General features: G+C 58.5%; 23 protein-coding genes. 6 read left to right on the plus strand and 17 right to left on the minus strand.

Translation table 11 applies throughout. The features are described 5' to 3' along the window. Positions 1-54: 54 nt before the first annotated feature. From ndk to AB8818_RS17065, 3 genes are all read right to left on the minus strand, one after another. Positions 55-486, minus strand: coding sequence for a nucleoside-diphosphate kinase (gene ndk, locus AB8818_RS17055; RefSeq protein WP_003860625.1), 432 nt, complete (start codon positions 484-486; stop codon positions 55-57). A gap of 156 nt (positions 487-642) precedes the next feature. After that, a complete protein-coding gene (gene pbpC, locus AB8818_RS17060) occupies positions 643-2,967 on the minus strand; it encodes a peptidoglycan glycosyltransferase PbpC (protein ID WP_192983551.1) in 2,325 nt (774 codons plus the stop codon). A 1-nt stretch (position 2,968) separates the two neighbouring features. Continuing rightward, on the minus strand, positions 2,969-7,921 hold the full coding sequence (locus tag AB8818_RS17065; RefSeq protein WP_192983548.1) for an alpha-2-macroglobulin: 4,953 nt from the start codon (positions 7,919-7,921) through the stop codon (positions 2,969-2,971). Positions 7,922-8,210: 289 nt separating this feature from the next. Between AB8818_RS17065 and AB8818_RS17070 the strand changes: the two genes are divergently transcribed. The 4 genes from AB8818_RS17070 to AB8818_RS17085 all read left to right on the plus strand — a co-directional run bounded on the left by AB8818_RS17070 (position 8,211) and on the right by AB8818_RS17085 (position 12,844). Beyond that, on the plus strand, positions 8,211-9,755 hold the full coding sequence (locus AB8818_RS17070) for a PTS transporter subunit EIIC (RefSeq protein WP_163330584.1): 1,545 nt from the start codon (positions 8,211-8,213) through the stop codon (positions 9,753-9,755). A gap of 12 nt (positions 9,756-9,767) precedes the next feature. After that, positions 9,768-11,135, plus strand: coding sequence for a 6-phospho-alpha-glucosidase (locus tag AB8818_RS17075; protein ID WP_192983546.1), 1,368 nt, complete (start codon positions 9,768-9,770; stop codon positions 11,133-11,135). Positions 11,136-11,225: 90 nt separating this feature from the next. After that, entirely contained in the window at positions 11,226-12,074 is an 849-nt protein-coding gene (gene sseA / locus AB8818_RS17080; protein WP_116343271.1) for a 3-mercaptopyruvate sulfurtransferase, read from the plus strand. Beyond that, a complete protein-coding gene (locus tag AB8818_RS17085) occupies positions 12,074-12,844 on the plus strand; it encodes a MurR/RpiR family transcriptional regulator (RefSeq protein ID WP_163330587.1) in 771 nt (256 codons plus the stop codon). The genes sseA and AB8818_RS17085 overlap by 1 nt, the downstream gene beginning before the upstream one ends. 17 nt (positions 12,845-12,861) lie before the next feature. On the opposite strand, the gene sseB is transcribed toward AB8818_RS17085, so the two are convergent. The 11 genes from sseB to trmJ all read right to left on the minus strand — a co-directional run bounded on the left by sseB (position 12,862) and on the right by trmJ (position 21,608). Next, a complete protein-coding gene (sseB, locus tag AB8818_RS17090; RefSeq protein ID WP_116343275.1) occupies positions 12,862-13,638 on the minus strand; it encodes an enhanced serine sensitivity protein SseB in 777 nt (258 codons plus the stop codon). Positions 13,639-13,747: 109 nt separating this feature from the next. After that, positions 13,748-15,034 (minus strand): aminopeptidase PepB, encoded by a 1,287-nt coding sequence (pepB, locus tag AB8818_RS17095; RefSeq protein WP_116343277.1) that lies wholly within the window; start codon positions 15,032-15,034, stop codon positions 13,748-13,750. Between the two features lie 60 nt (positions 15,035-15,094). Further along, the gene (gene iscX, locus AB8818_RS17100) at positions 15,095-15,295 is read right to left on the minus strand and encodes a Fe-S cluster assembly protein IscX (protein WP_003860650.1); all 201 of its coding nucleotides are present in this window, start codon (positions 15,293-15,295) and stop codon (positions 15,095-15,097) included. Between the two features lies 1 nt (position 15,296). Next, positions 15,297-15,632, minus strand: a complete 336-nt coding sequence (gene fdx, locus AB8818_RS17105; RefSeq protein ID WP_003860652.1) for an ISC system 2Fe-2S type ferredoxin — start codon at positions 15,630-15,632, stop codon at positions 15,297-15,299. Position 15,633: 1 nt separating this feature from the next. Then, complete coding sequence (gene hscA / locus AB8818_RS17110; protein WP_163330588.1) at positions 15,634-17,484, minus strand: Fe-S protein assembly chaperone HscA; 1,851 nt, start codon at positions 17,482-17,484, stop codon at positions 15,634-15,636. 14 nt (positions 17,485-17,498) lie between these two features. Next, complete coding sequence (gene hscB / locus AB8818_RS17115) at positions 17,499-18,014, minus strand: co-chaperone HscB (protein ID WP_116343281.1); 516 nt, start codon at positions 18,012-18,014, stop codon at positions 17,499-17,501. 76 nt (positions 18,015-18,090) lie between these two features. Further along, positions 18,091-18,414 carry an iron-sulfur cluster assembly protein IscA gene (iscA, locus tag AB8818_RS17120; RefSeq protein ID WP_003860659.1) on the minus strand — a complete coding sequence of 108 codons (324 nt, stop codon included), beginning with the start codon at positions 18,412-18,414 and terminating at the stop codon, positions 18,091-18,093. Between the two features lie 13 nt (positions 18,415-18,427). Then, on the minus strand, positions 18,428-18,814 hold the full coding sequence (gene iscU / locus AB8818_RS17125; RefSeq protein WP_003860661.1) for a Fe-S cluster assembly scaffold IscU: 387 nt from the start codon (positions 18,812-18,814) through the stop codon (positions 18,428-18,430). Positions 18,815-18,838: 24 nt separating this feature from the next. After that, positions 18,839-20,053: a cysteine desulfurase gene (iscS, locus tag AB8818_RS17130; RefSeq protein ID WP_008502157.1), complete on the minus strand. Its 1,215-nt coding sequence runs from the start codon at positions 20,051-20,053 to the stop codon at positions 18,839-18,841. Between the two features lie 117 nt (positions 20,054-20,170). Then, the gene (gene iscR / locus AB8818_RS17135) at positions 20,171-20,662 is read right to left on the minus strand and encodes a Fe-S cluster assembly transcriptional regulator IscR (protein ID WP_008502158.1); all 492 of its coding nucleotides are present in this window, start codon (positions 20,660-20,662) and stop codon (positions 20,171-20,173) included. A 220-nt stretch (positions 20,663-20,882) separates the two neighbouring features. Next, on the minus strand, positions 20,883-21,608 hold the full coding sequence (gene trmJ / locus AB8818_RS17140; RefSeq protein WP_047652688.1) for a tRNA (cytosine(32)/uridine(32)-2'-O)-methyltransferase TrmJ: 726 nt from the start codon (positions 21,606-21,608) through the stop codon (positions 20,883-20,885). Between the two features lie 132 nt (positions 21,609-21,740). Between trmJ and suhB the strand changes: the two genes are divergently transcribed. Next, positions 21,741-22,544 (plus strand): inositol-1-monophosphatase, encoded by an 804-nt coding sequence (gene suhB / locus AB8818_RS17145; RefSeq protein ID WP_003860668.1) that lies wholly within the window; start codon positions 21,741-21,743, stop codon positions 22,542-22,544. Positions 22,545-22,549: 5 nt separating this feature from the next. On the opposite strand, the gene AB8818_RS17150 is transcribed toward suhB, so the two are convergent. Then, on the minus strand, positions 22,550-23,542 hold the full coding sequence (locus AB8818_RS17150; protein WP_192983543.1) for a nickel/cobalt transporter: 993 nt from the start codon (positions 23,540-23,542) through the stop codon (positions 22,550-22,552). Then, entirely contained in the window at positions 23,533-24,171 is a 639-nt protein-coding gene (locus AB8818_RS17155; protein ID WP_039266860.1) for a DUF1007 family protein, read from the minus strand. The genes AB8818_RS17150 and AB8818_RS17155 overlap by 10 nt, the downstream gene beginning before the upstream one ends. Before the next feature lie 125 nt (positions 24,172-24,296). Here AB8818_RS17155 and csiE point away from each other — a divergent pair, with 125 nt between their 5' ends. Next, positions 24,297-25,574: a stationary phase inducible protein CsiE gene (gene csiE, locus AB8818_RS17160; protein ID WP_116343285.1), complete on the plus strand. Its 1,278-nt coding sequence runs from the start codon at positions 24,297-24,299 to the stop codon at positions 25,572-25,574. On the opposite strand, the gene AB8818_RS17165 is transcribed toward csiE, so the two are convergent. Continuing rightward, a complete protein-coding gene (locus tag AB8818_RS17165) occupies positions 25,575-26,714 on the minus strand; it encodes a 3-phenylpropionate MFS transporter (RefSeq protein WP_163330591.1) in 1,140 nt (379 codons plus the stop codon). Between the last annotated feature and the right edge of the window lie 22 nt (positions 26,715-26,736).

The raw sequence follows: 26,736 nt of genomic DNA on the forward strand, positions 1-26,736 counted from the left end.
TGCCACGTCTGGACGTGGCATTTACGAAAATAATGTGTAAACGAAACCGTTAAATTAACGGGTACGTGGACACACTTCGCCTTCAGCGAAGAAGAACGCGATTTCGCGCGCAGCAGATTCAACGGAATCGGAACCGTGGGTGCCGTTCTCGGTGAAGCTGTCCGCGTAGTCAGCGCGCAGGGTACCCGCCAGCGCGTTGTCCGGGTTGGTTGCACCCAGCAGATCGCGGTGACGCTGTACTGCGTTTTCGCCTTCCAGCACGGATACCACGATTGGACCGGAGGTCATGAACTCAACCAGGCCATCAAAGAATGGACGACCTTCGTGCTCAGCGTAGAAACCACGAGCCTGCTCAACGGTCAGGTGCAGCATTTTGGTGCCAACGATCTTAAACCCTGCTGATTCAAAGCGAGCGAAGATGCTGCCAATAACGTTTTTTGCCACCGCGTTTGGTTTGATGATGGAAAAAGTACGTTCAATAGCCATGATAACCTCTGTCAATGTTCTGTTGTTTTGCATACCGGAGTATGGTGTGGCGCGGATTATAATGAGCAATAGCGCCATTGCCTATGGATTCAGGTAACATTTTTTTAAAATAAGACGAGTTTTAGCAACAGCTCACATCTGAACGCTGTTTTAAGGTCACTGCAGCGTAAAATTCACCGTCGCAACCTGCCCGGTCTCATCCATAACGAGTAACTGATATTCGCCCGGTTTATCAAGCTGTAATGTGTAAACCCGTCCTTTCACACTCAGCGGTTCACCGTTCAAAAACCACCAGCGCTCGCCGCTGTTGCCGGTCGCCTGAAGCGGCAGCGAAACGCGGGACTCCCCCGGCAGACGTTTTATAACGGCCCCTTCGCGCACGCCGGTCAGGATGAGTGGCGCAGGTGCATCCTGCGAGAGCGGAGGACAGATTGTTGATGAAGTCGGGACCCGTACCGCACGACGCTCGGTCGCAGGCAGCCACGGCTCCAGCGGCAGCGGCCAGACATCGAGGACTTTTTCCGTTGCATCAGGGCAATCTGCCGCCACACGCTTGCCCGTTTTATCCACCCAGACCGGGAAACGAATGCCGCGAATGCCTTCCTGTTCGGGCAATAGCAGCGTAGGGGGTTCACTCCCTTCCAGCAGCCAGGTCGACAGACGACGTCGACAGTTTTCACTCCCTTCCGGCAGGGACTGACCGCCAGGCCAACAGATCACGCCCCGCCCGACGCTTTCCGGGCGCGGATCGCGCGGCAGGCGGGCCTCGTCTATGGTCGAGCGTGACTGAAGCAGGTTATTCACCTGGTTTAATAGCGGAACCGCGCTGGCAAAACCAAACTGCCCCGCTACGGGCGTGCCGTCCGGTCGTCCTGTCCAGATACCTATTACGTAACGGGCATTCAGACCGATGGCCCAGGCATCACGGTAGCCGTAGCTGGTGCCCGTTTTCCACGCCAGTGGCGCAATTTGCGGCAGCGCGCTGTCCGGCAGCGGCTGCGCCTCGTTCGCCAGAATACGGTGAATAATCCACGCCGAGCCCGGCGATAACAGCGGGCGTTCAGTCAGCGGGTCGCCCGGCTGTAAGCGCAGCCGCCCCGCCTTGCCATGCCTTGCAAAGGCGCTGTACGCGGCGGCGATATCCGCCAGCCTCGCGCCTGCGCCACCCAGGATCAGCGACAGATTCGGCTGCGCTCCGGCAGGCAGGATCAGCGGCAGCCCGGCATTGCTCAGCATCCCGGCAAAGCGTTTTGGCCCGTAGGCTTCCAGCACCTGTACCGCTGGCAGGTTGAGGGAGCGCACCAGCGCTTCACTCATGCTGACCGGCCCGTGGAACCCGCTGTCAAAATTTCCCGGGCGATAATCGCCGGTTTTTCTGGGCACGTCCTGAAGCAGCGAGGCGGGATGGATCAGGCCATCGTCCAGCGCCATACCGTAGATAAAGGGCTTTAATACCGATCCCGGAGATCGGATCGCGTTAACCATATCCACGTGGCTAAAACGCGTGTCGTCGTTGATATCTACCGAGCCAACCCAGCCGCGCACCTTCATGTCGGTATGATCGACTACGATCATCGCCAGCGAGCTGCGTGCCGGCAGGCGGGATTTCCAGTTCATCGCCAGCTCTTCCAGCTGCCGTTGCAGTCCGGCATCCAGCGTGGTGACAATCTTTGTGTCGCGACTTTTGCCAAGCATCATGCGTGCAAAGAGCGGCGCCAGCTGCGGCATCTGCCGGGGAGCCAGCCATACCGGCTCTTCACGGGACTCTTTCACCTGCTTTGCTGACCAGACGCCCTGGGTCATCATGCGGTCGAGCACTTTGTTGCGTGCCGCTTCGGCCCGCTCCGGCCAGCGGTCCGGGCGCAGGCGGCTTGGCGCCTGCGGCAGTACCGCCAGCAACGCCGCGTCGGAGTAGCTCAGCTGCGAAGGGGGTTTCCCAAGATAGGTCCAGCTCGCCGCCCCCACGCCCTGCAGCGTGCCGCCAAACGGGGCGCGGTTGAGATAGAGCGTAAGAATGTCACGTTTAGAGAGATGCCACTCCAGCTGCATCGCCCGCCATAGCTGGCGAATTTTGCCGCCAAAGGTGCGCGGATGCGGATCCAGCAGGCGCGCAACCTGCATGGTAAGCGTGCTTCCTCCCGAAACCACTCTTCCGGAGGTGAGATCCTGCCAGGCGGCGCGCAGGACAGAGAGCGGGTTTACGCCAGGATGATCCCAGAACCACCGATCTTCGTACTGGATCAGAGCCTCAAGGTAGCGCGGAGAAACGTCTTCAATGGTAACCGGATAGCGCCAGATACCGTCGCTATCGGCAAAACGCCAGAGCGGCGCGCCCTTCTCGTCCACCACGACTCGTGCAGGGTTAACCTCTTTCAGAGGCAACGGCCACAGGCGGTCGGCGGCGATAATCAGCCCCCATAAAACGAGAAGCGCTCCCGCCAGCCAGAGCCAGCGGGAGCGTGTCAGACGTGCTCCCGGCATGTTACGGAACAACGATCAGCGGGCCGCTGGCCGCACCCGTTGCCCGCCACTGCGGAACGTACATAGACTCCACCATCGGCACCGGTACCTGGTAGGTTCCCGGCGTCACGGCGCGTGCCAGATAGACCAGTGTGACCGGCTGACCTTCGTTTACCGGCACGGCAGCCACAAAGCGGTCATCGCGGAACTCCATATGCTGAATATCCGCCTGCTGCATCTGGCTGAGCAGGTTCTGCACTTCGCTACCGCTATCCTGCAGGCTGGCGCTGCTGCTCGCCAGATTCTGGTTTTCCAGCTCCAGACCTGCCGGGAGGAGATCCACTACCAGCGCATCCGGCACGTTTTGGCTGGCTTTCACTTCAAGCCAGACCAGCACCAGCTCACCGCTCTTCAGCGAAGAGAGCGATTTGCTGCTGCCATCGGTTGCCAGGATATGACGTTCAACCTGCAGCACGTTAGCGCTCGGCTGAGGGGCATATTCCGGATAGCCGGTGCTGTCCAGACGTACCCACAGCGGTGCCGTGCCGGTATTGGTTACCTGCAGCGCACCGAGCTGGTCGCCGCTCACGTTTTGTACCTGCGCCTTATCCCCGCCTGATGCGGTATCAGACAGGGAGGTTTTCGCCTGCCAGGCACCTGACAAGGTTTGCAGCGAACGTCCGGCCAGGAACAGCGCGTTGCTTTCCTGAGTAGACAGCCAGCGCTGGCTGAAAGCCTGTTCAGACAACGCATTCAACAGCGTATTTTGCGCATCCGGCAGCAGCTTGTACTCTTCCAGCAGGGAGAGCATCAGGGCATTATCGCGCAACTGACTGCCGTAATCGGCCATCCAGTTTTTGCTGTCGTTGCGCGGCGTTTTAAGTGCCAGATCCAGCGCCTGCTGGCTGCGCGGCGCATCGCCCATCAGTTTAAGCGCCATGCCCAACTGCATCAGCGGCAGCCCGGAGGCGGCCTGAGCGTGACGCTCCCAGATTTCACGCAGCGCACCGAGCGGCGCTTTTTGCTGACGCGCCAGCACCAGCGAGGCATAAGCCTGCACGGCAAATTTGCTGGCCTGAGTATCATCGCTATAGCGAATGGACATCATGCCCGGATCCTGCAGGTAGCGCAGCAGACGGTTGTTGGCATTGTTCACCGCATCGGCAGGTACGCTATAGCCCTGCTCACCCGCGCGCACCAGGAAGTCAGTCACATAGGCGGTCAGCCAGTACTCTTCCGGGCCGTTTTTATCCCACAAGGCAAAACCGCCATCATCACGCTGCATCTGCAGCAGACGGGAGATCCCGACATCAATGGCAGCACGGCGCTTGTCATCGGTATCTCCTTTGATGCCAAGCGCGGTAAGCTGCGCCGCGTTGGTATAGAGAGACGGGAACAGGCCGCTGGTGGTTTGTTCCAGGCAGCCATACGGATACGCCTGTAGTTCGCGGATGTAGCGCGCCAGGTTGAGCGGTGGTTTACCGCTCAGCAGCAGTTGCCCCTGCAGAGTGGCAGGAGAGAATCCATTGCTATGCTGTGCCGGCGCGGTCCAGGACTCGCCAGGGTTCAGCATGGCACCGGTATTGACCGTCTGCGCCGGGAACGCCGGACGAATGCCGATTTTCCAGCTCTTCTGCTGCGGGGCAAAGGTTTCGCCAGGAAGCTCCAGACCGGTAACCTGTGCCGTCACCTCACCGTCTCCATACCCCTCCAGTGCACGCACCGGAATAAACAGGGTGCTGCGCCCGCCCGGAGGCAACTGAACCGGCTGCGGCTGTGCGCCTTCCAGTGACAGCTTGCCTGTCGCGCTCAGGGCAACCTTCAGCGTTTGCGGTTTGTCGGTCAGGTTGGTGAGATCCAGCGTCAGCCGTGAGGTATCTCCACTTGCCAGGAAGCGCGGCGTATTAAGCTCGGTAATAACCGGCGCGGCCACCACAACCTTGCTTTCGCTGCTGCCGAAGTCATCTTCCGTCCAGGCCTGCGCCATCAGGCGCAGCTCGCCGTTGAAATCACCAATCGGCAGCGTGATAGTGCCTTCCCCGTTGGCATCCAGCGTAACCGGCTGAGCCTGCTGGGCAATAATGGTGACGTGGTTCACAGGCGGTTTACCGCCGCGCTTGAGTTCATCGCCGTCACCACCGAAACGCAGCGCGGCCATACGGCCCTGCCCTTCAATGACCTGGCCGTAGATATCGTAGATATCCGCGCCGTAGCGTTTCTGGCCAAAGAAAGCCTGCCACGGATCCGGCGTGACGTAATCGGTAATGTTCAGCACGCCGCTGTCCACCGCCGAGACCAGCACGTTCACTTTCTGCGGAACTGCCCCCTCTTTCACGCTGGCCTTCACCTTCACGGAGAGCGTCTGGTTTGGACGCATTTTCTGCGGGTTATCCAGCGCTATGTTCAGGCGACGATTTTCGTCGCCCATCGGCAGATGCAGCAGTCCAACCGCGCGCTTCGGCGTAGCGGATTTGGATTTATCGCCAGGACGCACCACCAGCGCGCTGAGGTAGAGATCGTGCCGTTTCCAGGCCTTATCCACCGGAATGGAGAGATCCAGACCGTTTGCCGGTACGTCGATCTCTTTCCACCACAGCGGCCCTTCGCTGGACTCAATCATGGCATAGCCCTTGCCTGCGGCCGGCGCTGCAATGTGCAGCTGGATGGTATCGCCTGGCTGATAGGCCGGTTTATCCAGTTTCAGCGTCACGCGGTCAGGGCGTGCTGCTCCCGTGCCGTCGCTGTTATCCTGCCAGCTGTAGCCCGCCCAGAAGCGCAAGCTGCTGACCATTTCATCAGGCGCTTTCACTTCCAGACGGTATGAGCCCCACTCCACCGGGAAGGTGACTTTTCCGGTTTCATCGGCCTTAAGGCTAAGCGCCTGCTCGCCTTCGACCAGGTCTTTCTGATCAAACTGAGACTGCCAGCCTTCGCTCTCAGACCAGTTCCAGAAGTAGTCACGTCGCTCGCGGATCAGGCGAACCTGCAAGCCGGAAACCGCTTTTTTCGCGCCGCTGGCATCGGCATAAACAATATCAAAGGTGGCGTTGCCGTTTTCATCGACAATCGGCTGGTTGACGGTGGTATCGGTACGGTAGTCGTAAACCGCTTTACTGGCGAACTGCGGGCGGATCCCCGGCAGCTCCGCCGCCGGCCATATGGCCTGCTCAGCGCGACGCGTTACCGGACGTCCACCCGACTCCAGCAGGCTGGCCTGCAGAATCAGCTGCAGCGGCGAGTGTACCTCTTTCCACTGGCTTTCGGTGGTCACCTGCCCGCGCCCCTGCTCATCCAGCGTAAGCTGTACTTCATCCAGGCTGCGGCTCAGGTTTTCCTCAGCAATATCACCGAACTGGAAGCCCGGCAGCGCAGTAACCGCCTCGCGCAGCGGACGCAGGAAAAGCTGGCCCTGCAGCGAGTTGCCGTTGGCCGGTGCGCCATAGAGGTAATAGCCCACAACGTTAAAGTCCACGTTATCCTGCGGGGAAACCGGTGCTTTTTGTCCCGTCAGGTTCAGCGCCATACGCTCAGGCATAAAATCTTCAACGTGGAAGTCCCACATGCGCTGCAGGTTATCGCCCGTGTTGGCACGAATATGCCACATGCCGGTCTGCGCGCCGCTATCCAGCGGATAATTGAAGCGGTAGAGGCCGTTCTCAGGCTGAACAACGATAGTACGTGCCACCTGGCCGTCCGGGCGCAGCACGTCAAGCTTCACGGGCTGGTCGGGAAGCGGTTTTCCGTCGCTGTCGCGCAGTAAGCCGTTGAGAATCACCGTTTCACCCGGACGATAGAGATCGCGCGGGCCAAACATAAAGAATTGCTTGCTGTATCCCGGGTTACCGGCAATATCGAACTCCGCCAGATCCAGCGCCGGAAGCTTGAGGTCAAGCAGCGTGGTCTGGCCGTCTTTGCTGGCCAGAATAAGCGCGGCTTCTTTATCGGTTTCAAGCTTCGCATGACCGTCGGCGTCGCTGCTCGCCTCGGCAAGCGTCTGCCCTTTATCATTTAACAGCGTGACGGTGACACCGGACTGCGCCGCACCGTTTTCCAGGCTCTGGGTGAAGATGTCCAGCCGGTTATGATAGCGGTGAGCGGACAAACCGATATCGCTCAGGGTAAAGAGTGTTGCGGCATTGCTGTAGCTGTAATGCCCGGCCTGGTTCATAACGGCAATATAGACGCCGGACTGCTGAAGCGGCTTGATATCCTTGAGCGGCAGGAGCAGTTTTTCGCGCGTGTTGCGCGCCGGATTGAGGTCAAAGCGACCGGTATAGACCAGCTCCGCCATCTTCAGCAGATTGTCTGATTCCCAGTTGGTCAGCGAGTTACGGTATTCCCACTGGCTGACAAACGAGGCCAGCGATTCCGGCTTCACGCGGTAGAAATTAACGTCCACATTGTTGACGTTAAGCGCCATCACCGGCAGACCTTCCACTACCTTACCCGGCAGCAGCGAGCCGCGGCTGGCAAAACCGACCGTCGGTTCTACATCCCGGGTGGTCAGGGCTTTTTCATAATCAATGCCAAAGGTCGCTTTGTTCAGCGCCACCAGGCCACGATCCACGGTGATGACCAGGTTTCGGTTAGGCTCCAGATGACGCAGGCGAAGCTCTTTCAGGCCAGGCGCAAGTTCCCACGCCCCGTCAACCTTGCCGCTTTTCTTATCCACGACATGCACCGTTTTGGCGAAATCCTGATTCGGATCCAGCGGTACAGAGAAGGTCAGCACCAGCGTGGCGGCACCGTCGAGCTGAACTTCCGAGGCATCAAGCAGGGTCAGCGCTTTTCCCTGACTCTGGGCGGCCATTTTAGCCAGCGTTTCAGCATCGGGCTTTTCTGCGGCTTTCGGTGTTGATGCAGTAGACGCTGCTGGCGCAGCAGCCTGAGGCTTATCATCGCTGTTATCACAGCCGACAAGCGTAAACGTGGTGAGCAGCGCGAGAGAGATCGCGGCTAAGCGAAACGGTTTCATCCTTTGTCCCTGGCCTGAGAGGGGGCCTGTTGGTCGTCGTCCGAATAAGTATTATCCGCAAGTTTCGTTAATACAAAAAGTCCAATTTTAGAATCCGGAAAGCGCCTCGCAGAATGGCATTCCCCCGTTACACTGGGATGAAACCGCGATCACAGCACATAACGTCACATGTTACCTTTCACATCATTTGTTTTTAAAACAAGAAGATAGCTGGATAAGCTCGCCTGAAGACTGCTAGCTTTATGACCATGACGCACCCCGAGTGCGCGGTTCAAAAAGAGAGAAAGCTATGAAACGAGCCGTAAACGCCCTACAAAATTTCGGAAAATCATTGTACGGACCGGTACTTATCTTACCGATCGTCGGTCTGTTTATCGCCTTTGGTAACGTGCTGGGTAACGGTAACCTCGCAGAATACCTGCCTTTTCTCGGGCATCCCCTTATTCAGAATATTGGCCAGCTGATCGCCAAGTCTGCCGTGTCGGTGCTGGTCAACCTGGCGCTGGTGTTTGCCGTCGGGATCCCGATTGGTCTGGCGACGCGCGATAAAGGCTACGCGGCGCTGATTGGGCTGGTGACCTTCGTGGTGTTTATCAATGCCATGAACGTCACGCTGCAGCTACAGGGCGAGTTGGCCCCTGCTGAGCAGATGAAAGCCGCGGGTCAAAGCATGGTGCTGGGCGTGCAGGTGCTGGAGATGGGCGTGTTCGCCGGGATCCTGACCGGGGCGCTATCCGGTTATCTGTATAACAAATACTCCGGCGTACAGTTTAACGGCGCGATGGCGATTTACTCCGGCCACTGCTTTGTGGCGATTGTCATGTTGCCCGTCTCTATGCTGCTCGGCGTGGTAATGAGCGAACTCTGGCCGTACGCTCAGCACGGCATTAGCGCGCTGGCGCTGGCTATTAAAGGCTCCGGCCCGCTCGGCGTAGCCATTTACGGTTTCCTTGAGCGTATTCTTGTGCCGACAGGCCTGCATCATCTGGTTTATACGCCGTTCCTCTATACCGAACTGGGCGGTACGCAGGAGGTGTGCGGCGCAACCTATCAGGGCGCGCGCAATATCTACTTCGCCGAGATGGCCTGCCCGGACGTGAAGCAGCTCAGCAGCACGGTAGTGTGGGACGCGCGCGGCATCAGCAAGATGTTCGGGCTGCCCGCCGCCGCGCTGGCAATGTACATGACCGCGAAGCCCGAGCGTAAAGCCATTGCGAAAGCGATTCTGATCCCGGCGGCGCTGACCTCACTGCTGGTCGGCGTGACCGAGCCGATTGAGTTCTCCTTCCTGTTCGTCGCCCCGCTGCTGTTCGTGGTGCATGCGGTGCTGACCGGCATCGGCATGATGCTGTTCTCGCTGCTGGGCGTTCACGCCATCGGCGCCAACGGGATTATCGACTTCATCCTTTACAACCTGCCGCTCGGCACGGAGAAGTCCAACTGGCCGATGTACATCGTGGTCGGGCTGATCGTGTTTGCCCTCTACTTCGTGGTGTTCCGCTTCCTGATCCTGCGCTTCAACATGAAAACGCCGGGCCGTGAGGATGAAGATCAGGAGACACGCCTTTACAGCAAGCAGGAGTACCAGGCGAAAGGCAACAACGACGGGCTGGGCGAGTCCATCGTGGTGGGCCTGGGCGGCCGGGAAAATATTGAGGTTGTGGATAACTGCTACACCCGATTACGCGTCACGGTGAAGGACGTCGCCATCATCGACGAGCCTCGCCTGAAGGCGACCGGTGCGAAAGGGGTTATCAAACAAGGTAATAACGTTCAGGTGGTCTACGGGCTGCATGTCAAAAAAATGCGAGAAGCCGTTGAGACGTTTCTCTGAAAGGAGCTAAAGATGTTTACACCCCCGTTTATTCTGTCGATTGCCGGCGGCGGCAGCACCTACACGCCGGGTATTGTAAAAAGCCTGATGGTGCGCCTGCAGGATTTCCCGCTGGCCGAAATTCGCCTCTATGACATCGACGAGACGCGTCAGAACACCATTGCGCCCGTCGTCGAAAAGGTCATTCGCGACCACAGCCAGAGCATCAAATTTACCGTCACCAGTGACCCGGAAGTGGCCTTCAGCGGCGCGCATTTCGTCTTCGCCCAGATGCGCGTCGGCCAGTATAAAATGCGCGAGCAGGATGAGAAGATCCCGCTGCGTCACGGCGTGGTCGGCCAGGAGACCTGCGGCCCCGGCGGGCTGACCTACGGACTGCGCACGATCCTGCCGATGGTCGAGCTTATCGATCTGGTGGATCGCTACGCGCATGAGAAGGCCTGGATCGTGAACTACTCCAACCCGGCGGCGATCGTCGCGGAAGGTGTGCGCCGCCTGCGCCCTAACGCGCGGGTGTTGAACATCTGCGATATGCCGGTGGCTGCCATGCGCAATATGGGAGCGATTCTGGGTGTCGATCGCCGCAAGCTGGAAGTGGACTACTTCGGCCTGAACCACTTCGGTTGGTTTACCCGCGTGCTGGTGGACGGCGAGGACAAGCTGCCGGCGCTGCGTAAGCATATCGCGAAGTTTGGCCTGCTGACGGAAGATGCGGCCAAAACCGATCCGCAGCACTCCGATCCGTCGTGGGTTAAAACCTGGCGCAACATCAAGCCGATTATGGATAACTTCCCGGAGTACCTGCCGAACCCGTACCTGCAGTACTACCTGATGCCGAACCAGATAGTGGAGCACCAGAACCCGGACTATACCCGTGCTAACGAAGTGATGAACGGGCGTGAGAAAAAACTTTTTGCTGCTGCTGAAGAGTACAAGCGCACCGGGATTTTACCGGATGCCTTCCACGTGGGTGTTCACGGCGAGTTTATCGTTGACGTAGCCTGCTCGCTGGCCTTTAACCTGCGCCAACGACATCTGGTGATGGTGGAAAACCGCGGGGCGATAACCAATCTGCCGTACGATGCGGTGGTGGAAGTGCCCGCCTATATCACCTCCGAAGGCCCGGAACCGATCCGTGTCGGTCAGGTGCCGCTGTTCCATCAGACTCTGCTGCAACAGCAGCTCGCCTCGGAACAGCTTCTGGTGGAGGCGACCATCGAGGGCAGCTATGAGAAAGCCCTGCAGGCGTTCACCCTCAACCGCACCGTGCCGACCATGGAACATGCGAAAGCGATTCTGGATGAGATGATCGAGGCCAACCGCGACTACTGGCCTGCGCTGCAAAAAGCCTGGCAGGACGGCGAACCAGTGAAAAAATAGGGGCTTGCTCGCGAGTTGAACGAGGTTTGCTTGTCGGTGTCAGAAAAAACACCGACAATCCTTTTTTACGGAAAAGAATGGAGGCAACCCATGTCCACCTCATATTTTGTCGCCGCCGACTGGCTGATTGAGCACGGCGACGATCCGGAAGTCCAGATTATTGACGCGCGTATGGCCCCGGCCGGGCAGGAACACCTTCGCGATATGGTCGCGGAATACCGTGCCGGACATCTGCCTGGCGCGGTATTTTTTGATATCGAAGCCCTCTCCGATCGCAACTCTCCCCTGCCGCACATGCTGCCGCGCCCGGAAGCGTTTTCCGTGGCGATGCGCGAGCTGGGCGTCAGCAAAGACAAACATCTTGTTGTTTACGATGAAGGTAATCTCTTCTCCGCGCCGCGCGCGTGGTGGATGCTGAAACAGTTTGGCGTGGAAAAAGTCTCGATTCTGGCGGGCGGTCTTGCGGGCTGGAAGCGCGACGAGCTGCCGCTCCAGCAGGGCGACGTAACGCTGCCGGAAGGGGAATTCGACGCGACGTTCGACGCTAACGTGGTGAAACGCCTGACCGACGTCCTGGTCGCGAGCCATGAAAAAACGGCGCAAATCGTCGATGCCCGACCTGCGCCTCGCTTTAATGCCGAAGCGGACGAGCCGCGTCCGGGGCTGAAGCGTGGACATATTCCGGGCGCGCTGAACGTGCCGTGGGGCGACCTGGTGTTTGAAGGCGAGCTGAAAACCACCGACGAGCTGCGCGCCATTTTTGACCGTGCTGGCGTGGATTTACATCGTCCGATTATTGCCAGCTGCGGCTCCGGCGTAACGGCCTGCGTAGTGATTCTGGCGCTTGCCACGCTCGGCGTAAGCGACGTCACGCTCTACGACGGCGCCTGGAGCGAATGGGGTGCGCGGGAAGATCTGCCTGTCGAACCCGCGAAATAATGGATAACCGCCTGGCCACGCTGTTAACGCGCGGAGCGTCATTGACCCGCGCGGAGTATCGCGTCCTCGCCCACCTCACGGAGCATCCGCTGCTGGTGGGCAACATCACGGTGCGAGAGCTGGCTAAGGCGACGTTTGTTTCGACCGCCACCATTATGCGGCTGTGTCAGAAGCTGGGGTTCAGCGGCTTTAGCGAATTTATCTGGCACTGCAAGCAACTACTCTCCGACACGCCGCATATAGCCGCCGAGGCGCAATCCCTTCCTGAACTCCCGGCGCTGTTTAATCAGTTTATCGCCAACTATCAACACACCTTCCAGTGGGTCACGCAGGAGAAGCGCCAGCAGTTTGCCGACCTCCTGCGCCAGAAAGAGAGCTTCTTTCTCTACGGCGCCGGTTTTTCCTATCTCTTTGCCGAGTACCTGACCAAGAAATTACAGGTACTGGGCAAAACGGCGTTCATCTCCGGGCCGGGGGACAGCCGTAATATATTTCTCAGCAACGCCGCGCGCTATCAGGTGTTTATTGCCGTCTCGCGCAGCGGCGAAACGGAGCAGGTGCTGGACAAAGCGCGGATTGCCAAAAACGTCGGCATGACCATCGTCGCGTTTACCCGCGCCTCGGCCAATACGCTGGCGGGGATGGCGGACGTGCACTTTGCCCTCTATGACGAAGCGGTACACTTCGCCGCCGAAGCCGCAGGAGTGACGTCGTTTGAGTCGAATCTGGTGCTGCTGATGGATTTACTGCTGCTGGAAGCAACGGGGTGAAACTCACCCCGCCGTAATCAGATAATGCGGTTTGTTTTTAGATCGCGCAGGAAGCCTCCCCAGCGACGCTCGTAGAACGGGGTGATGTGCTCGGTGATAAAGTGGCTGATGCCCTTCTCACCTTTCGTCACCTGACAGATATCGATCGGCTCGTCGCCCGGAAGCGTGTCGGTCGCCACGCTTCCCGCCGCCTGAATGATGTCGTCGATATCGCCGTCGGCTTCAATGCCAATCAGCAAAACAGGCTTTTCGTCAGCGCTCTCTTTGATAGAGCAGAGGAACGCGCGTCTTACTGGTTTCAGGGTTTTGAAGAGCGTGGTCAGGGAATCTATCATCTGCGCAGGCGGCTCAGCCACCTCAGACAGCAGCAGCGTTTCGCCCCCTTCCAGTACCTCCTGGGTGCTGAGAGGGTTACCCTCTTCGCCGATCAGGTGGCTGATTTCACGCGGGGTGAATTCTTTCCCGGTTGGCAGCTTCGCGTTGAGGAACAGCGTCTGGCCCAGCGTCATTTCAAACAGGGTACGCACCGGCATTACCACGAACGCCTGTTCATCTTCTACCGCTTCCTGCAGGGCTTCCAGCGAGGTGAAGAACGGGATCACCGAAGAGCCGTCGTCTTTTTCCCAGTGCAGCAGATCCAGCGCGCTGTCTTCGACAACCTGCTCGCCTTCCGCCGCGGTGCCCGGCACCCAGACGGTGGACTCCAGCAGCGTGCGGAAAAATGCCGGACGGTGTGCGGGCTCGGTCGCCGCCTGCTCCAGCAGGGTTTCTAATTCGTTTTTGGTTTCGGACATAACAATTCCAGATGATGCATTTCCCCTCACCCCGGCCCTCTCCCACAGGGAGAGGGAGCAAACCATCCCCTCTCCCTGTGGGAGAGGGTTAGGGTGAGGGCAATAACGATTACTCAGCCGTCAGCAGGTTCGCCACGGTACGCACGCCCAGACCGGTCGCGCCCGCGGACCACTGCTCAACCGCCGCTTTACGGTACGTTGCGGAGCAGTCGATGTGCAGCCAGCCTTCATGATAATTCTCAACGAAGTGAGACAGGAAGCCTGCGGCGGTGCTTGCCCCCGCCGGGTATGCAGCGCTCGCGGTGTTGTTCAGCTCGGCAAAGTTGGACGGCAGTTGGCTGCGGTGGAACTCGGCCAGCGGCAGACGCCAGAACGGTTCGTTTTCCGCAGCGGCGCTTGCCAGCAGGCGAGCGGCCAGCTTGTCATCGAAGCTGAACAGCGCATGGTAGTCGTTACCCAGGGCGGTTTTCGCCGCGCCGGTCAGGGTTGCCATATCGATAATCAGCTCTGGCTTCTGGGCAGAGGCGTCGATCAGGCCATCGGCCAGCACCAGACGGCCTTCCGCGTCGGTGTTCATCACCTCAACGTTTTTGCCGTTGCGGTAGCGAATGATGTCGCCCAGCTTGAAGGCGTTGCCGCTGACCATGTTGTCCGCGCAGCACAGGTAGAGCTTCACGCGCTTGTTCAGACCGCGGGTTATGGCGAACGCCAGCGCGCCGGTGATGGTTGCCGCGCCGCCCATGTCGGACTTCATGGAATCCATGAACGCGCTCTGCTTCAGGCTGTAGCCGCCGGTATCAAAAGTGATGCCTTTCCCGACCAGGCAGGCAAAGACCGGCGCTTCTTTATCGCCGGTTGGGTTGTAATCCAGCGCCAGCAGGACCGGAGGTCGCTCAGAACCTCGGCCCACGGTGTGGATACCCATGTAGTTCTGCTCGCGCAGGTCTTCGCCTTTGGTGATGCGGTAGGACATCTTGTCGCCCGCCACGCCGCACAGCAGGTCAACCGCGCGCTGCGCCAGCTGCTCCGGACCGAGCTCTTCCGCCGGAGCGTTAATGGTGTCGCGCACCCAGTCGATAATTTGCAGGCGGCTTTCCAGCTCTTTCTGACCGGCTTCGTCGAGGTTCGCCCACTCAATTTTGCGGGTGCCTTTTGGGCCTTTGTAGCCCGCCCAGAATGCCCAGCTGCGGTCGGTATCCCAGCCTTCACCTTCCAGGGACACATGCTTAATACCCAGGCCGTCAATTTTACGCGCGGCGCGCTGGATCAGGCCCAGATCATCTTTGCCCGTCAGGTGCAGGGTAATACCGTCGTTGTTGATGCTGTAGCTGGCTTTCTCGCCCCAGCGCGCGTCGGCTGGCTGCGTAGAGAGCGTAATCTTCATCGCTTCGGTCATTTTATTTATCCTTATTAGCAACTAGCAAACGGGCCGCCTGAAGGCAGCCCGTTTTGTTATTTATTCTGCTTCATCTAACCAGACTAACAGAATCGCCTCCAGAATTTTTTCATTGGATGCGTTTGGATCGTCGTCGAAATCCTCTAAATCGCAGATCCACTGATGCATGTCGGTGAATCGTACGGTCTTCGGATCGAGATCCGGGTTCGCGTCGTAGAGCGCTTCGCCGATTTCACGGCTGTCTGTCCACTTTAGTCCCATATTAATGCTCGCGTGCGTGGTTGATGGTGTAGCGTGGGAATTCCACGACCAGATCTTCATCGGTCACCGCGGCCTGGCAGCTCAGGCGGCTGTCTGGCTCCAGACCCCATGCTTTATCCAGCATGTCGTCTTCGTCTTCGGTGCTCTCGGCGAGAGAGTCGAAACCTTCACGCACGATGCAGTGGCAGGTGGTGCAGGCACAGGATTTTTCACAGGCGTGTTCCACTTCGATACCTGCACGCAGGGCTACATCGAGAATGGTTTCACCGGTCTTCGCTTCCAGAACAGCGCCATCCGGACAGAGGTCCGCATGAGGCAAAATAACAATCTTTGGCATATTAAACCTCGTCCACGGACTGGCCTTTCAGCGCGACGCGGACAGATTTGTCCATGCGGCGAGCAGCGAAGTCCTGGGTTTGTTTATCAACGTTTTTAATGGCTTCTTCTATTGCGTCAGCGTCATCGCCAACTGCGACAGCGCTTAAGCGCGCGGCAGCGTCGTCAATCACCTGGCGCTCAGCGGCGCTTAACAGCGCGGCATCGGCAGCGAGCGCGCCGTTCAGGCTCTCCAGCACGCGGGCGGCTTCAACTTTTTGTTCAGCCAGCATACGCGCCTTCACATCCTGCTCGGCGTAGCTCATTGAGTCCTGAATCATGGAGGCGATTTCGCCATCGGTCAGGCCGTAGGACGGCTTCACCTGAATGGACGATTCCACGCCGGTCGATTTTTCCATCGCCGTGACGCTCAGCAGGCCGTCCGCATCTACCTGGAAGGTGACGCGAATATGCGCCCCGCCCGCCGGCAGCGCCGGAATGCCGCGCAGCGCAAAGCGCGCCAGAGAGCGGCAGTCCTGCACCAGCTCGCGCTCGCCCTGCATCACGTGGATGGACATTGCGGTCTGGCCGTCTTTGAAGGTGGTGAACTCCTGCGCACGCGCCACCGGAATGGTGGTGTTACGCGGGATCACTTTCTCCACCAGACCGCCCATGGTTTCTAAACCAAGGGACAGCGGGATGACGTCCAGCAGCAGCATTTCGCTGTCCGGCTTGTTGCCGACCAGAATATCGGCCTGGATTGCGGCGCCCACGGCAACCACTTTGTCCGGGTCGATGGAGGTCAGCGGCGTGCGGCCAAAGAATTCGCCCACGCGCTCGCGCACCAGCGGCACGCGGGTCGAACCGCCCACCATGACCACTTCCAGCACCTCGCTGGCCTCAACGCCCGCATCTTTCAGCGCGCGACGACAGGCCATCAGGGTGCGTTTTACCAGCGGGGCAATCAGGTCGTCGAACTGGTCGCGGGTAATGTCACCCTGCCAGCCCGCAACGTTTACGGTAACCGTCTGCGCATCGCTCAGGGCGATTTTGGCGTCGATAGCCGCATCCAGCAGTTCACGCTGCACGCGCGCATCGCTGCGATCGCTGATGCCCGCCTGCTCGCGGATGTAGTCCGCCAGCAGATGGTCGAAGTCATCGCCGCCCAGCGCGGAATCCCCGCCCGTCGCCAGCACTTCAAACACCCCGCGGCTTAAGCGCAGGATCGAGATATCAAAGGTGCCGCCACCGAGATCATAAACCGCAATGACCCCTTCCTGACCGGAGTCGAGGCCGTAGGCAATCGCCGCCGCCGTCGGTTCGTTCAGCAGGCGCAGTACGTGCAGGCCCGCCAGACGCGCCGCGTCTTTGGTGCCCTGACGCTGTGCATCGTCAAAATAGGCCGGAACGGTAATGACTACACCGTCCAGATCGCCGCCGAGCGTCGCCGTCGCGCGTGCCGCCAGCGCTTTGAGGATGTCGGAGGAAACACGAATTGGGTTCAGCAGACCGGCCGCGGTCGCGATCATCGGCAGGCCGTTTTCACTGGCCTGCAGCTGATACGGCAGATGCGGATAGCGGGTCTGAATATCGGTCAGCGAGCGTCCCATCATGCGCTTTACGGAGCTGATAGTGTTGGCCGGATCGCGCGCGGCGTTGGCGCGGGCGTCATAGCCGACCGCGTGACCCTGCTGCTGGTAGTGGACCACGGAAGGCAGCAGATGGCGGCCCTGCTCGTCGGCCAGCGTTTCCGCCTGGCCGCTGCGCACGGTTGCCACGAGGGAATTGGTGGTGCCGAGATCAATACCCACCGCCAGACGACGCTGGTGCGGTGCGGCACTTAAGCCAGGCTCACTAATTTGTAATAAGGCCATAATTGCTTCCGAAATTAAAAATCGAGCAGCTTTTCTTCGAGTTGTTCAGCACTGCTTCGCAGTTTATCGAGAAAACGGAGTTTGCGCACAGTGTCTGCCGCTACATCCCAGGTCTCGTTGTTCAGTTGCTCCACCATCTGCTGATGGCGGGTATCGAACATGCCCTTCACGCGCTTAATGAAGCTTTCCAGACGCGCTTCGTCTTTGGCCTGTTCAATCTCATCCAGCTCTTCGCGCAGCTCCAGCTGCTCCATCAGAAACGCCGTGTCGCGCACGGTGTGCTGCTCGCTCGCCAGGTCGAAACCGTGGAGCGAGAGCAGATACTCAGCGCGCGCCAGCGGATGGCGCAGCGTCTGCCAGGCCTGATTGATGGTGGCAGAGTGGGAAACCGCAGCCAGCTGTTCTGCCTGCGTCCCGCTGGCGAATTTATCCGGATGATACTGACGCTGCAGATCCTGAAAACGGATCGTCAGCGACTGGAGATCGATCGGGTATTGAGCGGGTAGTCCGAAGAGAGTGAAGTAATCCATAACAATCTCAGGGGTAGCCTGTTAGAACAAACCCCACGCGCAGAGATCCTGCGGTGGGGTTTCGGATGACGCGCGGTTAAACGTGGAAGCTTTCGCCGCAACCACACTCGTCTTTGACGTTCGGGTTCGTGAATTTGAACCCCTCGTTCAGGCCTTCTTTAACGAAGTCCAGCTGAGTGCCGTTGAGGAATTGCAGGCTTTTGCCATCGACCACCACCTTCACGCCCTTGTCTTCAAACACGGTGTCGTCAGACGCCGGCTCGTCAACAAACTCCAGTACGTAAGCCATACCAGAACAGCCGGAGGTACGTACGCCCAGTCGCAGGCCAAAGCCTTTACCACGGTTCGCCAGAAAAGAGCTTACTCGCGCGGCAGCGCTGTCGCTAAGGGTAATCGACATACTCAAACCTCAATTATTTTGCTTCACGTTTGCTTTTATAATCCGCAATGGCGGCTTTGATCGCGTCTTCTGCCAGAATAGAACAGTGAATTTTCACCGGCGGCAGTTCGAGTTCTTCAGCAATATCCGTGTTCTTGATTGCCTGTGCTTCGTCCAGAGACTTGCCCTTCACCCATTCGGTGACCAGGGAGCTGGACGCAATTGCAGAACCGCAGCCGTAGGTCTTGAAGCGCGCGTCTTCAATGATACCTTCATTGTTGACTTTAATCTGCAACTTCATCACGTCGCCACACGCTGGTGCGCCAACCATGCCGCTACCGACAGATTCGTCGCTGTTGTCAAAAGAGCCAACGTTGCGCGGGTTCTCGTAATGATCGATGACTTTTTCGCTGTATGCCATGATTGAATTCTCCTTATGTACCGATTAGTGATGTGACCATTCAATGCTGTTCAGATCCACGCCCTGCTTGAACATTTCCCACAGTGGAGAAAGGTCGCGCAGACGGCCAATGGAGTTGCGAACCAGCTTGATGGTGTAGTCAATCTCTTCTTCGGTAGTGAAACGACCTAAAGAGAAACGGATAGAGCTGTGTGCCAGCTCGTCGGTCATGCCCAGCGCGCGCAGCACGTAGGATGGCTCCAGGCTTGCAGACGTACAGGCAGAACCGGAAGAAACGGCCAGGTCTTTCAGTGCCATAATCAGCGATTCGCCTTCAACATAGTTGAAGCTGACGTTGAGAATGTTTGGTGCGCCCTGCTCGAGATCGCCGTTCAGATATACTTCTTCCATATCTTTCACGCCGTCCCACAGACGGTTACGCAGCGTGCGCAGGCGCGCCATCTCGGTTTCCATCTCTTCTTTTGCAATGCGGTACGCTTCGCCCATGCCCACGATCTGGTGAACAGGCAGCGTACCGGAACGCATGCCGCGCTCGTGACCGCCGCCGTGCATCTGTGCTTCGATGCGGATACGCGGCTTACGACGAACGTACAGCGCGCCGATACCTTTCGGGCCATAGATTTTGTGGCCGGAGAAGGACATCAGGTCCACTTTCAGCTGGCTCAGGTCGATAGGCAGTTTGCCCACGCTCTGGGTCGCGTCCACGTGGTAGATGATACCGCGCGCGCGGCACATTTCGCCGATGGTCGCGATGTCCTGCACCACGCCGATTTCGTTGTTGACGTGCATGATGGAGACCAGAATGGTGTCATCACGCATAGCCGCTTCGAGCTCTTTCAGGTCGATGATCCCGTTGCTCTGTGGCGCCAGGTAAGTTACTTCGTACCCTTCACGCTCCAGCTGGCGGCAGGTATCCAGCACGGCTTTATGTTCGGTTTTGCTGGTGATGATGTGCTTGCCTTTTTTCTGATAAAAGTTGGCTGCACCTTTGATCGCCAGGTTGTCGGATTCGGTCGCACCGGAGGTGAAAACAATCTCACGCGGGTCGGCACCCACCAGGTCAGCAATCTGATTACGGGCGATATCCACCGCCTCTTCAGCATGCCAGCCAAAACGGTGTGAACGGGAAGCTGGGTTACCAAAGTTTCCGTCCAGGGTCAGACACTGCATCATTTTCTCGGCAACACGCGGGTCCACCGGCGTGGTTGCGGAGTAATCGAGATAAATCGGTAATTTCATTGCTCTTTAAACTCCGTACATCGCTTCAATGCAAGGAATCAGGCAACCGGCTGGATGTACGACCGAGTACGCGGGGCGTGACCGCCCCGGCCTGATTCTGAAATACTTATCGTTTTATTACGCGCGTAATTTGACGTCGATAGCGTCCTGCGCGCGGGTGCTGCGTTGTGAATCATGGCTGTGCTGACGGCCTGATACGTCCAGAACTTCCTGGTTATTCACCAGTTCACCGAGGGTGATATTGTTCAGGAAGCCCGTCAGACGGTCGCTCAGATCGCGCCACAGCGCGTGGGTCAGGCACTTATCGCCGCCCTGGCAGCCGCCTTTACCCTGGCAACGGGTCGCGTCCACGGATTCGTCAACGGCGCTAATCACTTCACCAACCGCAATACTGCCCGCGTCTTTCCCCAGCAGATAACCGCCGCCCGGGCCACGAACGCTGGAAACCAGTCCATTTTTACGCAGTCTGGAGAACAGCTGTTCCAGGTAAGAGAGGGAGATCCCTTGTCGTTCAGAAATATCAGCCAACGGAACCGGGCCCGCTTCGGAGTTGAGCGCAACGTCCAGCATCGCGGTCACGGCATAACGCCCTTTAGATGTCAGTCTCATGTCTTACTTAACCTCAAACTCGCCCCTGCCCGGGGTTTTTTATTGTAAAATGGGGGTATTGCATAGCAGGGCCAAGTCTGACATTCCTGACTAAAATGGTCAACTATTTACTTGACTGTTTTAGTCAGGTATTTAACCTTCCGTGCCGTATTGCCTGGGTTCGGCCTGATGCCCTCACCCCGGCCCTCTCCCACGGGGAGAGGGAGAAAACAAACCGGCACTACTCTTTATTTTTCTGCTCAATCGACGCCAGAATTCCGCGCAGGATGTTCAGCTCCTGGCTTTCCGGGCGCGCGCGGGTGAACATACGGCGCAGCTTGTTCATCACCTGACCCGGGTGGCCTTCACGGATGAAACCGGTAGAGAGCAGCGTCTGCTCCAGGTGGCCGTAGAAACGCTCAAGGTCGTCCACCAGCGGATAGGCCGTCTCTTCTTTCGGTTCTGCCTGCTTTTCCTGCGTCGCCAGCCACGCCATACGCACTTCGTAGGCGATAACCTGCACCGCCATCGCCAGGTTCAGCGAGCTGTATTCCGGGTTGGCGGCAATCGCTACGTGGTAGTGGCACTTCTGCAGTTCGTCGTTGGTCAGGCCAACGCGCTCGCGGCCAAACACCAGCGCAACCGGCGCCTGTTCTGCTTCTGAGACACTTTTCAGGCCGCATTCGCGCGGGTCCAGCATCGGCCACGGCAGCGTGCGGGAGCGCGCGCTGGTACCGACAACGAGGCTACAGCCGGCCAGCGCTTCGTCGAGGGTATCGACGATCTGGGCGTTGCCGATCACGTCGCTTGCCCCGGCCGCCAGAGCGATAGCCTGAGAGTCTGGCTTCACTAGCGGGTTAACCAGCCAGAGGTTCGTTAAGCCCATGGTTTTCATAGCGCGGGCAACAGAGCCCATGTTGCCGGTGTGCGATGTTTCGACCAGCACGATTCGAATGTTTTGCAGCATAATTTTTAGATGTCTGGATTCAGTGTCTGAAGAATATTCGGGCATATTATCATAAACGGGAGACATAATCCGATCCCGCTGCTATACTCTGCGCCGATTTTCCTGTTCTTTAACATCCAGTGAGAGAGACCGATGCATCCGATGCTGACCATCGCCGTGCGCGCAGCGCGCAAGGCGGGTAACGTAATTGCCAAGCACTACGAAACGCCAGACTCCGTAGAAACCAGCCAGAAAGGCAGCAATGATTTCGTGACTAACGTCGATAAAGCCGCAGAAGCGATTATTATCGAAACGATCCGCAAATCTTACCCGCAGCACACCATCATCACCGAAGAAAGCGGTGAACATGAAGGTACCGATCAGGATGTTCAATGGGTTATCGATCCACTGGATGGCACCACCAACTTCGTTAAACGCCTGCCACACTTCTCTGTGTCTATTGCAGTACGCATTAAAGGCCGTACTGAAGTCGCCGTTGTTTATGATCCAATGCGTAACGAACTGTTCACCGCTACCCGTGGCCAGGGCGCACAGCTGAACGGCTACCGTCTGCGCTGCAGCAACGCACGCGACCTGGACGGCACCATTCTGGCGACCGGCTTCCCGTTCAAGGCGAAGCAGCACGCAACCACCTATATGAATATCCTGGGCAAGCTGTTCACCGAATGCGCGGACTTCCGTCGTACCGGCTCTGCTGCGCTGGATCTGGCCTACGTTGCCACCGGCCGCGTTGACGGTTACTTCGAACTGTCACTGAAGCCGTGGGACTTCGCGGCGGGCGAGCTGATCGCACGTGAAGCAGGCGCGATTGTTTGCGACTTCACCGGCGGCCATAACTATATGTCTACCGGCAACATCGTTGCGGGTAACCCACGCGTTGTTAAAGCCATGCTGGCCAACATGCGTGACGAGCTGAGCGATGCGCTGAAGCGTTAATCCGCTCACCCCAGCCCTCTCCCCAAAGGGGAGAGGGTGTTAAACGGCACCGTACTCACCCACATCGTCACCGCCGCCACCAGCAGAATCACCCCGCCCGCCAGCGCGAGCGTTGTCCATCCTACCTGCCTCCACAGCACCGGCGTTTTATTGCCGCTGAGTTTGACCGCCAGCTGACGGAAGCTGTGTACCAGCAGCGCTAAAGACGAAATGGTGAGAGACGTCCCTGCCGCCATCGCCAGCGCCGAGAGCATGCCCCAGCCCAACACACCAATCACTTTACTGAACAGCAGCACCATGATGGCCCCCGAGCACGGGCGCATCCCCATAGAGAGAACTATCATCAGCCGCGCGCGCCAGTCGTCACCGCTCTGTAATTGATCCTGCGTCGGCAGATGCTGATGCCCGCAGCCGCAGTGTTCATCATGAACGTGGTGCGGCGTAAAGGTTTTGAATTTGGGCTTTTGCAGCAGCGCGCGCAGCTTTTTCAGCGCCCGCCAGCAGAGGATCAGCCCCAGCACGCCCACCAGCGCATAGCTGCCCTTCTCCAGCCAGAAGCTGCTCATGTGCAGCTGGCGCGCGGGAAGCTGTAATAGCGAAAGCACAACCACCACCAGCGCTATCGCCACGCCCCCCTGAAGCAGCGAAGAGGCCAGCGTCAGGCCAATGCTCGATTTCAGCTTCGACGGATGGGTCGCAAGCCAGGTGGTGATAACGATTTTACCGTGCCCCGGACCCAGCGCGTGCAGCACGCCGTAGATGAAGCTGAACGCCAGCAGAGAACCGCCCGCCCTGGTCGGATTCTCCGCCACCGCCTTCAGCAGCCCGCTCATCTGCTGGTTGACCTCACGCTGCCAGATGATGCTTTTCATCATCACCTGCGGCCAGGCCTGCCACAGCCAGAGCGAACCGCCGAAGGCAAACAGTAAAAAGAGCGCCAGCGGCCAGAGGTGCAACCAGCGGCGCGGTTTTCGTACCGGAGAGGAGATCACTGACATTGTAACGTTACCTTCTGTGCGAACTGTTTACCCAGTTCCATGTCCTCCGGCGGCGCATCTTCCTTATCGAGAGAGACCGCAAAATTCAGCGTCTCTTCGCTGGGCTTCGGGGTATGAACCGCAATTTTGCAGGTTTTTTGCAACGATGCCGGAAGCTGAACGTCGCGCTCTTCGGCATAGCTCATGTCCACGTAGTACGTTGGGTCAAAGGTGGAAAACGTATAGGTTTGTCCTGCCAGCGGCTGCGGGTGCGCCAGCGGGAGCACGAACGTCAGCACCGCCTGATGCCCGTCGCGGGACATGCCGTATTCTGTCGGGCGATTGAGGAACTTCACCTTTTGTCCGTTATGCCAGAACTCGGTGAAGTAGTGCTGACCCAGCACGTTGGCCATCACTTCCGCCGCCAGCTTTTTCCAGATTTCGTCGCCGGGCTTCGCGTTGCCCGCATCATAAAGCAGATCCGCCGAGGTGATTTCATCCATCGTCCAGCGCATTTTCAGGCCGCTCAATTGCGTGCCATCGGTGACCAGCTCGGTTTTCAGGCTGATAAAACTGTGAGGATGTGCGCTGGCGGTGAAGGTAATAACCGCCAAAAATAACGCCATCGCATTTTGTTTAACTGTCTGCATCAATTCCTCACGTCAAAAATTCTGTGATGTTCCCCAGCAATCCTGAGTGAAAGGCCTGCCGGCGCGCTTTTCAGCGCCCATCCTTTAGCTATTCTTATCAAACATTCACACTGGATACCCGACAGATGATGACGACGCTTGAAATTCCATCTGTGCTTTCCAGTTCGCAGCGCCGCTGCCAGGTGCTTTTAATGCTTTACCTGCCCGATGCTGCCGTCACCGCACAGAGCATAATCGCTGCCAACGGCGTGGACGACGTCATGGCACGGCAAGATATAGCCGAGACGCGCGATGAAATCCAGCGCTATCACCGGCTGGATATCGTTACGCACCACGACGGCAGCTACCGAATTGAAGGCACTGCCCTGAATCAGCGTTTGTGCCTGCTGCACTGGCTGCGCAGGGCGCTGCGCCTTTGCCCACAGTTTGTCTTGCACCAGTTTACCCCAGCCTTAAAAACCGCGCTTAAACAGCACGGCATCGCGCGGCCGCTTTACGACGATGCAAACCTGCGGGCGCTGATCGGCTTCTGCTCCCGCAAGCTTCAGCGCCAGTTTGAATGCCGGGACGTCCAGTTCTTACAGCTCTATTTACAATACTGCCTCATCCAGCATCACTTAGGAAACACGCCGCAGTTTTCGCATGCCCAGCGCAGCTGGACCCAGTCGCGGGGAGAGTATTTTACGGCACAGGAGATTGTCCGCCACTGGAAGCGGCGCGTGCCGCAGGGCGCGCACGTGGATGAGCAACTGTTTCTGGCGCTGCTGTTTATGATGCTCCGCACGCCCGATCCGGTGCTCGATAAACACCAGCAGGATCAGCGTTTGCGCCGCGCCATCGTGCGCATGGTGGCCCGTTTTCGCTCCCAGACCGGGATGAACTTCAGCGACGAGCAGGGGCTGACCGATCAGCTATATATTCATCTGGCTCAGGCACTGGACCGCTCTCTGTTTGAGATCGGCATCGATAACAGCCTGCCGGAGGAGATCCACCGCCTCTACCCCCGGCTGTTGCGCACAACGAAAGAGGCGCTGTTTGAGCTGGAGGCGGAGTTTGGCCTGCGTTTTTCCGATGAAGAGATGGCGCTCGTGGCGGTCATTTTTGGCGCCTGGCTGATGCAGGAGACCGACCTGCATGAAAAACAGGTGGTGCTGCTGACCGGGGAGGATAAATCCTGCGAGGAGATAATTGAACAGCAGCTGCGCGAGTTGACGCTGCTGCCGCTCAATATTCGCTATCTGACCCTGCAGGCGTTTCAGAAAGAGGGGGCGCCGCGCGAAGCCGCGCTGGTTATCACCCCCTACCCTACGGCCCTGCCGCTGTTCTCGCCGCCGCTGATCCACGCGGTTGAATCACTGAACGCGCAGCAGCAAGAACATATTCGCGCCATGCTGGAATCGTAGTTACGTCCGCGCGGCCACTTTTGGTCGAACAAACATCGCCGGGAGCGCCACCAGCGCCATGACCCAGAACACGCCGTGTCCAAGATGCTGGTAGAGGAAGCCCGCAAATACCGTCATCACTGCAATGCTGCCGCCCATCGCCACCGCAGAATAGACCGCCTGAAGACGAATCACGTCCCCGCCCTCACGCGCAGCGATATAGCGCATCGCCGCCAGATGACACACGGTGAACGTGCCGCAGTGAAGAATTTGCGCCACAATCAGCCACGGCAGTTCCGTTGTCCAGCCCATAATGCCCCAGCGAGCCACGCCGCACACCGCGGAAAGCAGCAGCAGGTCGCGCGCGCCAAAGCGGCGGAACAGCTTCTTGCTCAGGGCGAAAATAATGACTTCTGCCACCACGCCCAGCGACCACAGGTAACCGACCGCAGAGGCAGAGTAGCCCGCCCCCTGCCAGTAGATAGCGCTGAAGCCATAATACGCCGCATGCGCCCCCTGAAGCAGACAGACGCACGCCAGAAAACGCCAGCTCTGTGCCACCAGGCTCCGCCAGGCGGGCCAGCCGGCGCTCTCCTGATGGCGACTCTCCCCTTGCGGCATCACCGACGGGCGCAGCAGCATCCCAAGCAGCATCGAGGCTATCCCGATACTGAGCAAAGCCAGAATCGCACGGTAGTCGTAAAGGCTGACCAGTTTCCCCACCAGCGCCGAGCCGATCACGAAGGCAATCGAGCCCCACAGGCGCACGCGCCCATAGTCCATGGTGATCTGCTTTTGCCAGGTGTTCGCCAGGGCATCCGTCAGGGGTACCAGCGGTGAGAAGAACAGGTTAAAGCCGACCATCACCACCATCAGCCAGGCAAACTGGTGGCTGACCCAGAAGCAGGCCGCAAAGACCAGCGTTAGCAGCGCCAGAATACGCACCGCTTTTATTAGTAGGGAGGGATCGCTGACGCGGGGTGCAATCAGCAGGCTACCAAGGAAACGAGCCACCAGCCCAGCGCCCAGCAGGATACCGATGGTTTCTGGGGTCAAACCAATTCCCTTGAGCCAGACGCTCCAGAAAGGCAGAAAAATACCGTAGCTAAAAAAGTAGGTGAAGTAGCTGAGCGCCAGCCAGCGCGTGGAATGCAAGACCATGAATCCCTCCCGAAATGGAGGC

Source organism: Enterobacter sp. KB-280D8 (assembly GCF_041399405.1).
In the GTDB taxonomy this organism is placed as follows: domain Bacteria; phylum Pseudomonadota; class Gammaproteobacteria; order Enterobacterales; family Enterobacteriaceae; genus Enterobacter; species Enterobacter cloacae_N.

What these genes read in the sequence shown, in the direction of transcription:
- AB8818_RS17065 (WP_192983548.1), bottom strand. Translation starts at nt 7,921, where the DNA reads ATGAAACCGTTTCGCTTAGCCGCGATCTCTCTCGCGCTGCTCACCACG.
- iscX (WP_003860650.1), bottom strand. Translation starts at nt 15,295, where the DNA reads ATGGGACTAAAGTGGACAGACAGCCGTGAAATCGGCGAAGCGCTCTAC.
- sseA (WP_116343271.1), top strand. Translation starts at nt 11,226, where the DNA reads ATGTCCACCTCATATTTTGTCGCCGCCGACTGGCTGATTGAGCACGGC.
- trmJ (WP_047652688.1), bottom strand. Translation starts at nt 21,608, where the DNA reads ATGCTGCAAAACATTCGAATCGTGCTGGTCGAAACATCGCACACCGGC.
- hscB (WP_116343281.1), bottom strand. Translation starts at nt 18,014, where the DNA reads ATGGATTACTTCACTCTCTTCGGACTACCCGCTCAATACCCGATCGAT.
- AB8818_RS17150 (WP_192983543.1), bottom strand. Translation starts at nt 23,542, where the DNA reads ATGTCAGTGATCTCCTCTCCGGTACGAAAACCGCGCCGCTGGTTGCAC.
- AB8818_RS17085 (WP_163330587.1), top strand. Translation starts at nt 12,074, where the DNA reads ATGGATAACCGCCTGGCCACGCTGTTAACGCGCGGAGCGTCATTGACC.
- AB8818_RS17155 (WP_039266860.1), bottom strand. Translation starts at nt 24,171, where the DNA reads ATGCAGACAGTTAAACAAAATGCGATGGCGTTATTTTTGGCGGTTATT.
- AB8818_RS17070 (WP_163330584.1), top strand. Translation starts at nt 8,211, where the DNA reads ATGAAACGAGCCGTAAACGCCCTACAAAATTTCGGAAAATCATTGTAC.
- pbpC (WP_192983551.1), bottom strand. Translation starts at nt 2,967, where the DNA reads ATGCCGGGAGCACGTCTGACACGCTCCCGCTGGCTCTGGCTGGCGGGA.
- fdx (WP_003860652.1), bottom strand. Translation starts at nt 15,632, where the DNA reads ATGCCAAAGATTGTTATTTTGCCTCATGCGGACCTCTGTCCGGATGGC.
- sseB (WP_116343275.1), bottom strand. Translation starts at nt 13,638, where the DNA reads ATGTCCGAAACCAAAAACGAATTAGAAACCCTGCTGGAGCAGGCGGCG.
- iscU (WP_003860661.1), bottom strand. Translation starts at nt 18,814, where the DNA reads ATGGCATACAGCGAAAAAGTCATCGATCATTACGAGAACCCGCGCAAC.
- iscA (WP_003860659.1), bottom strand. Translation starts at nt 18,414, where the DNA reads ATGTCGATTACCCTTAGCGACAGCGCTGCCGCGCGAGTAAGCTCTTTT.
- AB8818_RS17075 (WP_192983546.1), top strand. Translation starts at nt 9,768, where the DNA reads ATGTTTACACCCCCGTTTATTCTGTCGATTGCCGGCGGCGGCAGCACC.
- iscR (WP_008502158.1), bottom strand. Translation starts at nt 20,662, where the DNA reads ATGAGACTGACATCTAAAGGGCGTTATGCCGTGACCGCGATGCTGGAC.
- ndk (WP_003860625.1), bottom strand. Translation starts at nt 486, where the DNA reads ATGGCTATTGAACGTACTTTTTCCATCATCAAACCAAACGCGGTGGCA.
- csiE (WP_116343285.1), top strand. Translation starts at nt 24,297, where the DNA reads ATGATGACGACGCTTGAAATTCCATCTGTGCTTTCCAGTTCGCAGCGC.
- hscA (WP_163330588.1), bottom strand. Translation starts at nt 17,484, where the DNA reads ATGGCCTTATTACAAATTAGTGAGCCTGGCTTAAGTGCCGCACCGCAC.
- iscS (WP_008502157.1), bottom strand. Translation starts at nt 20,053, where the DNA reads ATGAAATTACCGATTTATCTCGATTACTCCGCAACCACGCCGGTGGAC.
- pepB (WP_116343277.1), bottom strand. Translation starts at nt 15,034, where the DNA reads ATGACCGAAGCGATGAAGATTACGCTCTCTACGCAGCCAGCCGACGCG.
- AB8818_RS17165 (WP_163330591.1), bottom strand. Translation starts at nt 26,714, where the DNA reads ATGGTCTTGCATTCCACGCGCTGGCTGGCGCTCAGCTACTTCACCTAC.
- suhB (WP_003860668.1), top strand. Translation starts at nt 21,741, where the DNA reads ATGCATCCGATGCTGACCATCGCCGTGCGCGCAGCGCGCAAGGCGGGT.